The organism is Vibrio lentus (assembly GCF_002875945.1).
Taxonomy (GTDB): Bacteria; Pseudomonadota; Gammaproteobacteria; order Enterobacterales; family Vibrionaceae; genus Vibrio; species Vibrio apostichopi.
This window is the reverse complement of record NZ_MCZK01000148.1, coordinates 49969-63462: the sequence shown is the minus strand read 5'-3', so window position 1 is coordinate 63462 and position 13494 is coordinate 49969. Positions and strand designations below refer to the sequence as shown.

The window sequence follows — 13494 nt, the reverse complement described above, 5'->3', positions numbered from 1 at the left end:
ATATAGTAATAAGCTCAAAGTCATTACGACTTTTGAAGTCAACCATATCATTAAGAGGAACTACCTTAGATTGTGAGTGAAAAGTTACGCTAGTAGTTGAGCATATTTTGTTAAGAAAAATATGCTTCGTCAATATTAGCAAACGTTTTCTATAAGGTCACTCAAAACAAACCGTACAGCTGCATTAATTATAAAATCTGGCGCATTCGCTCTTGAGTGACTTCAACCAAGAGATCCGGTTGGAATTTAGAAATAAAGCGATTACACCCTACTTTCTCTACCATCGCTTCATTAAAACTTCCGCTTAATGAAGTATTTAGCGTGATGAACAAGTCATGCATTCTCGGGTCAGTACGCACTTCATGAGTCAGTTTATAACCGTCCATTTCAGGCATTTCGGCATCGGTGATCATCAACAATATTTCTTGATTGATGTCTTTGCCTTCGTCACACCAGCCCTTCAGTAGGTTAAGCGCTTGTAGGCCATCGCAACATTCAATAATGTTCAAACCCAGTTGCGATAAGGTGCCTTTGATCTGATTACGCGCAGTTGAAGAGTCATCAACGATAAGTACGTTACGTCCAACCATTTCATTGGCAAGCTGCTCATCTAATACACCGTCAGAAATCGAAACGTCGTAATCGATGATTTCAGCGAGTACTTTTTCAACATCAATGATCTCAACGATCTTGTGTTGCTCTTCTTCTTGAATATGCGTGATAGCCGTAAGGTAGTTAGCACGACCCGTTGTCTTTGGCGGCGGCTGAATTTCAGTCCACGTCGTATTCACGATATTACGCACTTGTCCAACCAAGAAGCCTTGTACGGTTCGGTTGTATTCGGTGATGATCAAGTTATTTTCTTGAGTCTCATCACGAGATGGCGGGAAGCCGATCGCGCTACGTAAATCGATAACAGGCACCGATTCACCACGTAAAGAAGCCACACCAGTAATATGATGGTGAGAACCTGGTAAGCGAGTTAACACTGGCACTTTTAGGACTTCTTTCACTTTAAATACGTTAATCGCAAATAGTTGACGACTATTTAAGCTGAATAACAAGAGTTCCAGACGGTTTTCACCGACTAGTTTGGTTCTCTGATCAACCGAATTTAAAACGCCAGACATACAACACCTTAGTGACAAATAATAACTGAGGCTACAATAGCCTACTTCAATAGGTTAAAGCAAAGCGCCATTGCACAGAATGCTTAAACTAAGTACAACAAATGACGTTATACATAGTTTAAGGAGATGATAAGAGTTCGGTAGGCTATAAGAAGAGTAAAAGAGGGTTAACCTTCAATGACTTTCATCAATAATTGACCATCGTATAAAGCTTGTTTCACAAGCGCAGCGCCTGGCATGGTTGCTTGTTTATAGAATCGAGATTCCACCAGCTCTAAATCTTGATGGTAAACCGATAAACTCTGCTCTTCGATACACTTTTGAATCGCAGGATACAACACGCTTTTAGCCTGATTGATAACACCACCCACCAAGATCTTCTCAGGGTTGAATAGGTTAATCACAATCGCAATCGCAGAGCCGAGGTAACGGCCTAATTGTTCAATCACTTCTACCGCTAGTGGGTCACCCGCCGCGGCGGCAGCGCAGATTTGTTCAATCGTGACATCTTCAAACACAGTAAGTGTTGATTCTTCACCATTGGCTAATCGTTCTTTGACTTGCTCACGGATCGCCTGCGAGCTCGCCACCGTTTCTAAACAGCCTCGGTTACCACAATGACAAAGCTTGCCCTCTTTCTCGATCTGAATATGACCCAGTTCACCGATGTTACCGTGACGACCTTGTAGAACTCGGCCATCTAGGATAATCCCAGCACCGACACCATGGTGAATCGAGATAAGAACTGAATTATCGTTATCTTGTGAGTGACCAAACAGCTTCTCAGCTAATGCCCAAGCTCGAGTATCATTGGCAATGAAGACAGGTAGACCCGTTTCTTTGTAGATCTCAGGGCCCAACGCTAAATTTTTAACGTTGTAGTGCGGCATCTGCAGCACAATACCTTGCTCAGAATTCACAAGACCCGGCAGAGTAACGGCGATACTGGTTACCCTATCGAGCTGTTCCGCATAGGTTTGGAAAAACTCATCAATTTCATGCAGAAGACGAGCAAGCACATCCTCTTGGTCACGCTCGTGAATATCAATTTTAGTATCGATAAGCACATCGCCACCCAGTTCATGAAGCGCGATCGTGAGATACCCACGACCAAGACGCATCGACAGAAACTGCCAACCTTCATTATTGGTTTGCAAACCCACAGCAGGACGTCCACGAGTCGTGGCTTCTTGAACCGTCGTCTCATGGATAAGGTGGGCTTCAATAAGTTCGCGGGTAATTTTAGTAATACTCGCCGGAGCCAACTCACTTTGCTTGGACAGTTCGATACGAGAAATAGGACCTTTAAGGTCAATTAGTTTATATACACGACCAGCATTGACCTGTTTGATATGATCAATATGGCCCGGTTGAGCCATGTACATTTTACGCTCCAGAAATCATCAACGGGTTAATTTTTTTACTTTGCGAAGTAATTGTGAAGTGACTTGGTATATCGCCGTGACCAGTATCACGTATATACATGAATCTTTGTGTATCTAGTCAAATAGTTTAAGAAAAATTAACACCCGCATCGATAATTTGAGACTTAATTTTCAGAAAAAAACATCGTGTTTGAGTCCTAAATTCAATAAATAACAGCAAATACAGAAATATCTTCCTAGCTCCCAATAAATTATCAATTAATGCATATACTTAATTCTGTCTTGTACAAGATTTTCTAGGTCTCACCTTCGGAGCATTCATGACATCAGAATTAAGAAAAACAAAAATCGTCACCACTTTAGGACCATCAACAGATAAAGGTAACGTCCTTGAAGAGATCATCAAAGCCGGCGCCAATATCGTCCGTATGAACTTCTCTCACGGCAGCAGCGATGACCATATTCAACGCGCTGAAAAAGTCCGAGCAATAGCGAAAAAGTTCGGCACCCAAATCGCAATCCTCGGCGACTTACAAGGTCCCAAGATTCGAGTCTCTACTTTTAAAGACGGCAAAATCCAACTCGCCGTGGGCGACAAGTTCACGCTCGACAGTAGCCTAGGTTTAGGTGAGGGCAATCAAGAAGCCGTAGGCCTCGATTACAAAGAATTACCAAACGATGTGTCAGCTGGCGACATTCTGTTGCTTGATGATGGTCGTGTTCAACTGAAAATCACCGAAGTTGAAGGCTGTCGCGTTCATACTGAAGTCACCATTGGTGGCCCACTGTCGAATAACAAAGGCATCAACAAGAAAGGCGGTGGACTGTCTGCAGAAGCGCTCACCGACAAAGACAAGCGAGACATCATCACCGCAGCTCAAATCCAAGTCGACTATTTGGCCGTGTCTTTCCCACGCAACGGCGCAGACATGCACTACGCTCGTCAGTTAGCGCGAGAAGCAGGATTAGAAGCTCACCTTGTCGCTAAAGTAGAGCGAGCAGAGACAGTAGCCACTGTTGAGAACATGGATGACATCATAATGGCCTCAGATGTCGTCATGGTGGCCCGTGGTGACCTCGGAGTGGAAATTGGCGACCCAGAGTTGGTTGGAGTACAAAAACAGCTTATACGCCGTGCTAGAGCGCTTAATCGAACAGTGATCACCGCGACTCAAATGATGGAATCGATGATCTCCGCGCCAATGCCAACTCGTGCAGAAGTAATGGATGTGGCCAACGCCGTACTAGACGGCACCGATGCCGTGATGCTTTCAGGTGAAACCGCTGCGGGCGATTACCCTGTTGAAACCGTGAAATCAATGGCCGAAGTCTGTATCGGCGCTGAAAAGATGGCGGGCATTAACAACCAGTCTAACTACCGTATCGACCGCACCTTTGTGACGGCTGAAGAAACTGTCTCCATGGCAACCATCTATTCTGCAAACCATATGGAAGGTATCAAGGGCGTGGTGACTCTAACCGAATCAGGCCGCACTGCTCTGATGATGTCGCGCCTAAGTGCCGATATGCCAATCTATGCGCTGTCTCGTAACGAAGGGACGCTGAACCGCTGTACTTTGTATCGAGGAGTTACCCCTATCTACTTCGAGACAGAAGCAGAAGACAGCTTTGATATCGCACTGTCTACGCTCACTTGCTTGAAAGAGAAAGGACACCTTAAGTTTGGTGACCTAGTGATCGTCACTCAAGGCGACATTATGGATGTAGCGGGATCAACTAACTGTATGAGAATCCTACCTGTCACTTAACAAGGTTGTATTCGATTAGGTCAGTTCGTTGATAAACGTTCCTACCAAGATCAAAAAAGGGTTATTGAACTAAGTTCAGTAACCCTTTTTCACTTCAGAACATTGTTAGCTCATTGCGTACTAACTTTCAAATTCGAGTATGACTTATCAAGTTAGAGTATTACTTAGCAATTTCGAATATTACTTCTCAGCAGCGCTAGTCACCAGCTGTGGCATATGTGAGCTACGAGCGTTTTCCGTTGAAGTATAGGTTTCTACAAATCGATAACCCGCTTCTAACCCTAAGTCGTAATCGTGCAGCAAATCTTCCTTGTCACTCATCAAAGAGCTCGACTTAAGCGGTTTGCTAGGTGCGATTTGAACAACAAACGCATCGTCCGGTGGAGAATTCAAAAAGTCCTGAGTTAATGAGTAGGTCTGATAATGAACCATCAACATGTCAGCTAAACCTGAATCAAACTTATCGCCAATCAAATGACTTAAACGATAAATATCATCAGCACCAAATAGCCATCGTCCACCATTGAGTAGATCAAGGTGCCCTCTATCGCGCTTTTGCTCCTTTGAACGGAGAATTTGCTGCTGAAAAAATGACGTCCAATCGGTTTTCCATTGCTCTACTTTCTGTTGCCAATGGTCTTGCACACTATCAAACGACTCACGGAACCATTCCAACTCTTCTGCCGATATTGGCTTAGGAGCTTTCACTAAGGCGTGTTTACGTTGAATCTCATTGGATAGCTCAGCCCCCTCTTCCAATACAGGCTCTGTACGTATCACAACTATCGAGCGAGCTTGCCTACGCCATGCTTCTTGCACAGGAATAGACGCAGACACACCACCGTCAACATAAGCACTATCACCAATGAAGATTTCATCATTGTACAAACGAGGAATAGCACAGGTCGCAATCATCACCTTATACCAGTCTTCTCCCATCAACGGGAAATAATGGTCTCGTAAATCTTTAGAATCGGTTACTGCCGCAGAGAAATGGCGATCACCTAAGGTTTGTCGTCCTAAATCAAGATCAAGCTTGTATGGGTAAGCCATGATTTGTTCTAAGGCCCACTCTAAACCTAAGTTCTGGCGGTTTCGTATATAAGAGAACAGATTGAAGAATTCAGGAGCGGTCGTTAGATCAAGAACAAAAGAACGACCCAACCCTTTATCACGGCACAGATAGGCACATAAATTAAGCGCACCCGCGGAGGTGCCAAAGAATTCGTCGAAGGGGTCAAAATTAGAAAGAAGAAAGGCGTCCAGCACACCAGCCGTAAAAATACTTCGCTGTCCGCCGCCTTGAGCGACCAGTGCTGTTTTTCCAGCAACAAACTTAGCGTAATAATCTAAGTCTATTGCTGAGTCGATATTGGTTATAATCCCACTATTCATTATTCCCTGAGTATAAAAACTCAGCCTCGCAATAGATGGTATTAGCTACCAATCGCAATAAAGCCAAATGAAAGAATGATGGTGTAGATTACTACTGTTATTTGTAGCGCATTTTTCAGATTATGGTCCATAAACACCTCTGGCTTATTATTAATTTGTCGAGTCTCTATTTAAGTATTATCAGGTGTGTGAAGTATCTTCAAGAATCGTCGAAATTAGTCGCACAATATTGATGTAACCATCACAATTAGTCAGCGTATGGATAAGGATATACTCATGAATAACAAAGCAAATATGATTGCGCTTGTTGCGCTAATTTCCGCTTCAAACTTGTATGCAGCACCGGAAATTATTATCACTCCGATGATTGGTTATACCGGTGGTGGTAGCGTCGAAGATCAGGATGGTAATACTTATGACATGGAAGGTTCAGAAAACTACACCTTCGCCATTGAAACTCCACTTGAGAAAGGTCGCATCGGCTTTTTCTATTCCAATCAGAGCTCTGAACTAGAAACACTCAACCTAAGCTCCTCAATTCAATACCTGCACCTTCAAAGCAGTATCTACTACCCTGCATCCCCTGTATTGTCTGGGTATCTAGGGTTAGGTCTTGGAGCGTCTTACGTTGATGTCGACTGGGCGAAAGATAAATATGGCTTCTCAACCTCGATCTTCGGCGGTTTGGAGTACAAATTTAGCGACCGCTTAGCATTGAACACACAAGTACGTTGGTTAGGCACGGTCGTCGACAACGATACCTTCGGTGTTTGTAACATACCGAGCAATGGCCAAGACTGCATTATCCGCTTTGATACCGACTGGATGAATCAATTCCAAGCCAATGTTGGATTGAGTTTTACCTTCTAGGTTGAGTCCCCATATTGGCTCAATAAGCCTTTAGACTAGAAGTATTCTAACGAAATGAAAAAACGTTTTTCAGTTCAACTTAGAACTTGTAGGTCACACCTAGTGCGCCGCCTATTTGTAACTCAACACCTTTATACATGTCGAGCTCAGGATGAACTTGTGCGTAAGCATTCCAACCTTCGTAGAAATTCACTTTCACGCCTAGCGGCACACGCAAACCAAAATCATCATTCCATTCAGCCCAAGCACCTGCACCGACATACCAACTTAAAGGCGCTTCAGTCTCAAATTGACCACGCTTAAAAATATAATCGAATGCTGCACCATCATTACCGACTGTGGCGCGATACTTCTGATCAAACTCAACAACAACACTTAGATCTTGGTCGACGGCTAAGCCAACTTCTAGGTTTGGAGTTTCAGAAGCATGAGCTAGCGAGGCTCCGCTGCAGCACATAAGGCCAATTAGGTAACGATGTTTCATAGTATTCTCAGACTGTGTTTAAAAAACGGTAGATTACTTAAATCACAACGGATGTTGTCATCATAAAGTTAAAGATAAGAGGTACCCAAAGCGGGTAATTGAGCATCAAAACATTGAGCTGTTCGATAACCGATTGAGTGCAAAAGAATAAGTGCAGGAAGGACTTTCATAACTCAGAAAACAAAAAAGGAGGCCTTTCGGCCTCCTTTCAATTTATTGAATCAGTGAATTAACCGTTGTTACGGATCCACTCATCCATGTCTGTCTTAAGGTTGTCAGACTTAGTACCGAAGATAGCTTGTACGCCACCAGCAACTACAACAACACCTGCAGCACCTAGTTTCTTCAGTTTGTCTTGGTCAACAACTGCTGTATCAGCAACTGCTACACGTAGACGAGTAATACAAGCGTCAAGACCAGTGATGTTCGCTTTGCCACCGAATGCAGCAACTAACTCACCAGCAAGCTCTGTACCAGTTGCAACGATTTCGTCTTCTGACTCGTCTTCGCGACCTGGAGTTTTAAGGTCAAGTGCTTTAATCACAGTGCGGAATACGATGTAGTAAATTGCAGCGTAAGCAATACCACATACAACCATTAGGCCCATCTTAGACGCGTTGCCAGATAGAACTAGGAAGTCGATTAGACCGTGTGAGAAAGATGTACCGTGTACAAAACCTAGAGTGTTCGCAAGAACGTATGCAGAACCAGCTAGTAGAGCGTGGATTGCGTACAGAACAGGAGCAACGAATAGGAATGAGAATTCGATTGGTTCAGTGATACCCGTTAGGAATGAAGTTAACGCAGCAGAAGCCATGATACCCATTACTTTAGCGCGGTTTTCAGGTTTAGCTGAATGTGCAATCGCGATTGCAGCAGCAGGTAGACCGAACATCTTGAACATGTAACCACCAGCTAGCTGACCGAAGCCATTGCCCGCTGCACGAGATGCGTCATCAGCAACTAGGTAACAAGTAAGAACACCGTTTTGAGTTTCGCCAGCAGCGTTTACACAAGTACCAGCTTCAAAGAAGAAAGGTACGTTCCAAACGTGGTGAAGACCAAATGGAATCAGAGAACGCTCAACGATACCGTAGATACCAAACGCCACTTGTGGGTTTTGGTGAGCAGCCCAATCAGAGAACGCAGAGATAGCGCCGCCAACTGGTGGCCATACTACAGATAGTAGGATTGCTAGACCAATCGCAGAGAAACCTGTGATGATTGGCACGGCACGCTTACCAGCGAAGAAGCCTAAGTACTCTGGTAGTTGAATACGGAAGAAACGGTTGAATGCCCAAGCAGCAACACCACCGACTAGGATACCACCTAGTACACCAGTATCGATTTTATCAACGCCCATTACACCAGCCATTACGCCAAGTGTAGCAGTCATGATGCCGTAACCAACGATAGCAGCTAGACCAGCTACACCATCGTTGTTAGTAAAGCCAAGTGCAACACCTACTGCGAACAGCAGTGCCATTTGACCGAATACTGAACCACCAGCTTGTTCCATTAAGTTTGAAACAATTTCTGGAATGAAAGGAAGATCTGCTGCACCGACACCTAGCAAAATACCCGCAACTGGTAAAACTGATACTGGTAGCATCAGAGACTTACCAACTTTCTGCAGGCTAGCAAAAAGGTTCTTAAACATGTTTATGCTCCTGATAAAGATAAAATAATTATATGGGTCCTAACGGCACACCCCCGTAGCCTATATGTTAGCACCCTGCGAAAATGTAACCATGTATTGCATTATATTTTCTGCCGCTAAATATATATTGATGGGGAACTAACTTTCTAGTCACTTACGAAATTTAGTTTCAAAACACGTCTTGGATCACATGTCAAATCAAGAAATGCAATGCTTTACAAGCCAGTAAACAATTGAAAACAAACAGAATTTTTTAAGAGTCTTATTATTTTACTGGGTAAATAAAATAGGAGCGAATGTTATTTTTAGTAACAAAATTACAAATGTTAGAAATAGGGCTCTCAAGTTCAACATAATTAGTAAACATTAAAAAAAAGCGCATTTTTGGTGATCAAAAACACAAAAAGGGAGCTTTCGCTCCCTTTTATTTGTTAAGTTAGTTTTTTATCGCAAAAAAAGTTTTTGGTAATTTTTGGTCGTTTGTTCAGCAACCTCTTTCATTGACAGCCCTTTCAACTGCGCAATATAAGCCGCCACTTCGACCACATATGCAGGCTGATTCTGGTTACCACGATATGGAACTGGGGCAAGATATGGAGAATCCGTCTCGATCAACAGTCGATCAAGCGGCAAATTCTTTACGACTTCTTTAAGTTCCGTCGCTTGCCTAAAAGTAACGATCCCTGAGATCGAGATATAAAAGCCAAGTTCCATCGCCGCTTCAGCGAACGCTTGATCCTCAGTAAAGCAGTGAATCACACCACCACATTTATCAGCACCGCCATCACGCAAAATCGACAATGTATCTTCACGCGCATTACGAGTATGGATGATCAAAGGCTTATCTAGCTCTACTGCCAACGCGACATGCTGCTTAAATCGCAGTTGTTGTAGCTCTGCCGTCTCTGGTTGGTAGTGATAATCTAGGCCTGTTTCACCAATCGCCACCACTTTAGGGTTGCTCGCGTATTCACGCATTCTGTCTAAACAAAAGTCGCTCTCTACATCGAGAGGATGTACGCCACACGATGCCTTAACGTTATCAAACGGCGAGATCATCTCGAGCATATTTTCAAACGAATCCAGCGTAACGCCAACAGAAAGCAGTTGGTCAACGTTTGCTGCTTTCGCTTTATTAACCACGTCTTCGACGCTTGTGTGCAAATCTTGGTAATCCAGTTTGTCTAAATGACAATGGGAATCTACGAACATGTTTCCTCGCAAGTGGCAATAAGCCAATTCATTATGAGTAGCTCCGTATTGAGCCCAGGGTGTTGCTTCAACTGCTCAATTAATATCAGCAGCTTATTCGATACTGTATAGGCACTTTGGTAAGACATCACCTCAGAGAGTGCGTTGGCACTCGGGGTGATCGCCTTGCTCGCTAAACCAAAATGCAGCTTTTGCACGTCAGACAGTAAGTGCCATAGCCAACCTAGTTGAACCAGAGGCTCCTTACTCAGCTCTGTAGAGAACTTCAGCATGTCTGGTTGGACACCTTTGATAACATCCACGAAGCCATCTAACGCTTTGCTAGAAGCCTCAACACCGCCTTGCTCAAACATCGCTTTGGCTTTCAAAGGCGCGTTGTCATTCAATGCCAATATATACTGGGGAACCGTTTTACCGACTTCTCCATTTAACCATGCCGAGCCCGCATCCAATTGTGGACACACGACATTAAATTGCTGACAACGGCTAAGAATAGTCGGCATTAAGCGATTACTATTGCGCGTCGAAAGAATGAAAATACAGTTACTCGCAGGTTCTTCCAGCGTTTTCAACAGCGCATTAGACGCCGATTCGTTCATCGCTTCAGCCGGATTCAGTAAGATGACACGCAGGCCACCTAACTGGGACGATTGTTGAGCCCAGCGGTTACTCGCACGCACCTGGTCAACGGTAATCGATTTACCTTCTTTCTCAGGTTCAATCACATGGAAATCCGGGTGACTCCCCGACTTCATTAATTCACAGCTGTGACAAAAGCCGCACGCTTCACTTTCGTAGTTAACACACATCAATGCCGACGTGAGCTGACTAACCAGCGCTTCCACGCCGAGCCCTTCAGGCGCATTAACAATCACAGAGTTAGGAAAACGTTCTGCATCGAGACTTTTTTTCCACTCACTCCATACCGGTGTGAGCCAAGAATACACTTCAGCCATGACTACCTACTGTTTATCGAGCCAAGCACCTAGCGCGACTTTAATATCAGCAGCCACTTGCTCAATCTCTTGCTGTGCATTAACCACAAGAACCGTTTCGTCTTGTGCTGCAATCTCAAGGTAACGTTCACGCGTACGATCGAAGAATGAGATATCCATCTTTTCGATTCTATCGAGCTCACCGCGGCCTCTAGCGCGTTCAAGCCCTACTCTAGGGTCCAAATCCAAGTATAGGGTTAGATCTGGCTTAAAACCGCCTAGCGTGGTTTCTTTCAGTGATTCCATCGTAGTGCGTGCGATCTGGCGACCACCACCTTGATAAGCTTGAGATGACATATCATGACGATCACCCAAGACCCATTTACCACTGTCGAGTGCTGGCTTGATGACGTTTTCTACTAATTGAACACGCGCCGCGTACATCAGCAGCAATTCGGTCATGTCTTGAAGCTTCTCGCCTTCGTGTTCTTCTTTGACCAATGAGCGCATCTTCTCGGCAAGCACGGTGCCACCGGGTTCACGAGTATTAACGATGTCCGCGACACCAGCGGCTTTCAATGTCTCAACGATGGCATTGATTGCTGTACTTTTGCCTGCGCCTTCAAGGCCTTCAACCACGATAAATTTCGACTGATTCATAATTCTTTCTTTATTTGTTTTTTCTTAATTGCTTTAAGTAAGCTCGTACTGCACGGTTATGCTCAGTCAAACTCTTTGAAAATACGTGACCGCCTGTTCCACTCGCTACAAAATACAGGTAGTTGCTCTTCTCTGGATTCAGAGCCGCGTTGATAGACGCTTTACCCGCCATTGCAATCGGCGTCGGTGGTAAACCACTCATTGTATAGGTGTTGTAGGGCGTTGGTGTACGTAGATCTTTCTTACGAATATTGCCTTTATAGCTATCGCCCATGCCGTAGATAACCGTTGGGTCAGTTTGCAGACGCATACGCTTGTTCAAGCGGTTAACGAACACAGAAGACACACGCTCACGCTCAGAAGCGACAGCCGTCTCTTTCTCGATGATAGACGCAAGAATCAGAGCTTCATAAGGCGATTTAAGAGGCAGTTTATCGGCTCTATTTTCCCACTCATCATTCACCACGTTCATTAGATCTCGGTGGGCGCGTTTCAACAGATCTAAATCCGTTGTGCCATAGGTATAATGATACGTTTCCGCTAAGAAAAGACCTTCTAGCTTTTCATTTTCAATACCCAACTTTTCAGCGATCTCTGTTTCAGACACACCATCCAACGTCTGTTGAATGAATTCGTTATCTTTTAGCTGAACAAGCCACTCATCAAAACGACTGCCTTCGACGAAAGTAATCGTAAATTGGTGCTCTTTCCCTTCGACCAGCACTTGTAGCGCTTGCTCGAGGGTTAAACCAGGCTCAAGCAGGAATGTCCCCGCTTTTACGTCTACAAGCTCAGGATGTAACTTACGGATCAGTTTCTCGTAAGGAGACGCTTCAAACAGGCCGTCATTAATCAGCTGAGCGAGAACGCGGTTAAAGCTGCTACCTGAAGCAACAGTAACAACCTGTGGTTTTTCTAATTGAATAACTTGTTTCAGGTTATCTTGCGCTTGGTTGTAAACGTAGAACCCAGCAGCACCGGCTGCAATTAGGCACAAGATAATAAAAATAAATAACTTTTTGATCACGAGTTTAGTTGTCCTTGAAGGCTACGAGTAACGGTCCCAATCGTAAATTGGGTATCACTAATACGAGTAACGGGGGCAATCCCTAAAATGGAGTTGGTCATGAAAACCTCGTCAGCTTGCATGAGTTGAGATAAGCAGTAGTCACTAATAGTAACGGAAAGTTCAGCTTGATTCAGCGCGGTTAACACTTGCTTACGCATAACCCCAGCAACGCCACTTTGCGTCAGTTGAGGAGTGTGAACCATCTGCCCTTTTCGCCAAAACAAATTGGCCATGGTGGTTTCAATCACATTACCTGAGATATCAAGAACAACACCATCAACTTCATCGGCCTGATCCATTTCATCTTTCATCAAGATTTGCTCGAGGCGATTATTGTGCTTATGACCGGCCAATAGTGGGCTCAAACCTAATGCTTGTTGGCAGATGCCAAGTTCTACACCGAAATCTTGCCACGCTGAATAATGACTTGGGTAATCAAATGTACTGATGGTTATCGTTGGCTTGGCGATATTCTTGGTACTGTAGCCACGACCGCCAGCTCCACGGCTAACGTGCAGCTTGATCCCTGATTTTTCATTATGAAGCTTGTTTTTACCTTGAAGATTCGTTGAACCATCAAGGCTCTTTGTTCCATGAAGAGCATTATCTTGGATATGTTGAAGCGCACTATCGAGCCAAAGGTTAACCACATCCCAGTCAAGTGCGGAAATGCGTAACGCTTTAAGGCAATCATCGACACGACGCTGATGATCGTGAAAATGTTGAATCTGACCATCTCGGACAAGCATTGTTGTGAAACAGCCGTCTCCGTACTGAAACGAACGATCCAAGATACCGATAGTTTGTTGGCTTTCTCCATCAACCCAAAACATGTTTTTCCCCATAAAAAGAAACGGCTCAATGCTAAAGCATCAAGCCGTTTAAAAACAAGTCTAATTGTGACTATCTACGAGTGTTTATGTCT

13 protein-coding genes are annotated in these 13494 nt (G+C 44.2%); 2 read left to right on the top strand and 11 right to left on the bottom strand.

The window, feature by feature from the left end:
- Nucleotides 1-188: 188 nt before the first annotated feature.
- Both BCT49_RS17625 and mlc read right to left on the bottom strand, forming a co-directional pair.
- Complete coding sequence (locus BCT49_RS17625; protein ID WP_102437037.1) at nt 189-1130, bottom strand: chemotaxis protein CheV; 942 nt, start codon at nt 1128-1130, stop codon at nt 189-191.
- Nucleotides 1131-1297: 167 nt separating this feature from the next.
- Nucleotides 1298-2515 carry a sugar metabolism global transcriptional regulator Mlc gene (gene mlc, locus BCT49_RS17620; protein WP_017107272.1) on the bottom strand — a complete coding sequence of 406 codons (1218 nt, stop codon included), beginning with the start codon at nt 2513-2515 and terminating at the stop codon, nt 1298-1300.
- A 320-nt stretch (nt 2516-2835) separates the two neighbouring features.
- On the opposite strand from mlc, the gene pyk reads away from it, so the two are divergent.
- A complete protein-coding gene (pyk, locus tag BCT49_RS17615) occupies nt 2836-4284 on the top strand; it encodes a pyruvate kinase (protein ID WP_102437035.1) in 1449 nt (482 codons plus the stop codon).
- A 180-nt stretch (nt 4285-4464) separates the two neighbouring features.
- Here the strand turns inward: pyk and BCT49_RS17610 are convergent, their stop codons facing one another.
- Nucleotides 4465-5679, bottom strand: a complete 1215-nt coding sequence (locus tag BCT49_RS17610) for a patatin-like phospholipase family protein (RefSeq protein WP_102437033.1) — start codon at nt 5677-5679, stop codon at nt 4465-4467.
- 41 nt (nt 5680-5720) lie between these two features.
- Nucleotides 5721-5810 carry a YnhF family membrane protein gene (locus tag BCT49_RS17605; protein ID WP_099165371.1) on the bottom strand — a complete coding sequence of 30 codons (90 nt, stop codon included), beginning with the start codon at nt 5808-5810 and terminating at the stop codon, nt 5721-5723.
- 145 nt (nt 5811-5955) lie between these two features.
- Here BCT49_RS17605 and BCT49_RS17600 point away from each other — a divergent pair, with 145 nt between their 5' ends.
- Nucleotides 5956-6549 carry an outer membrane beta-barrel protein gene (locus BCT49_RS17600; protein ID WP_102437031.1) on the top strand — a complete coding sequence of 198 codons (594 nt, stop codon included), beginning with the start codon at nt 5956-5958 and terminating at the stop codon, nt 6547-6549.
- A gap of 79 nt (nt 6550-6628) precedes the next feature.
- On the opposite strand, the gene BCT49_RS17595 is transcribed toward BCT49_RS17600, so the two are convergent.
- From BCT49_RS17595 to pabC, 7 genes are all read right to left on the bottom strand, one after another.
- Nucleotides 6629-7033 (bottom strand): hypothetical protein, encoded by a 405-nt coding sequence (locus BCT49_RS17595; protein WP_102437029.1) that lies wholly within the window; start codon nt 7031-7033, stop codon nt 6629-6631.
- 229 nt (nt 7034-7262) lie between these two features.
- Nucleotides 7263-8693 (bottom strand): PTS glucose transporter subunit IIBC, encoded by a 1431-nt coding sequence (gene ptsG, locus BCT49_RS17590; protein WP_102437028.1) that lies wholly within the window; start codon nt 8691-8693, stop codon nt 7263-7265.
- 444 nt (nt 8694-9137) lie between these two features.
- Nucleotides 9138-9905, bottom strand: a complete 768-nt coding sequence (locus BCT49_RS17585) for a TatD family hydrolase (RefSeq protein ID WP_102437026.1) — start codon at nt 9903-9905, stop codon at nt 9138-9140.
- Nucleotides 9896-10861 carry a DNA polymerase III subunit delta' gene (locus BCT49_RS17580; RefSeq protein ID WP_102437024.1) on the bottom strand — a complete coding sequence of 322 codons (966 nt, stop codon included), beginning with the start codon at nt 10859-10861 and terminating at the stop codon, nt 9896-9898. Before BCT49_RS17580 ends, BCT49_RS17585 begins: the two co-directional genes overlap by 10 nt.
- 6 nt (nt 10862-10867) lie before the next feature.
- Nucleotides 10868-11500 carry a dTMP kinase gene (tmk, locus tag BCT49_RS17575; protein WP_065103230.1) on the bottom strand — a complete coding sequence of 211 codons (633 nt, stop codon included), beginning with the start codon at nt 11498-11500 and terminating at the stop codon, nt 10868-10870.
- 10 nt (nt 11501-11510) lie between these two features.
- On the bottom strand, nt 11511-12527 hold the full coding sequence (mltG, locus tag BCT49_RS17570) for an endolytic transglycosylase MltG (RefSeq protein ID WP_102437022.1): 1017 nt from the start codon (nt 12525-12527) through the stop codon (nt 11511-11513).
- Nucleotides 12524-13402 carry an aminodeoxychorismate lyase gene (gene pabC, locus BCT49_RS17565; protein WP_102437020.1) on the bottom strand — a complete coding sequence of 293 codons (879 nt, stop codon included), beginning with the start codon at nt 13400-13402 and terminating at the stop codon, nt 12524-12526. The genes mltG and pabC overlap by 4 nt, the downstream gene beginning before the upstream one ends.
- Between the last annotated feature and the right edge of the window lie 92 nt (nt 13403-13494).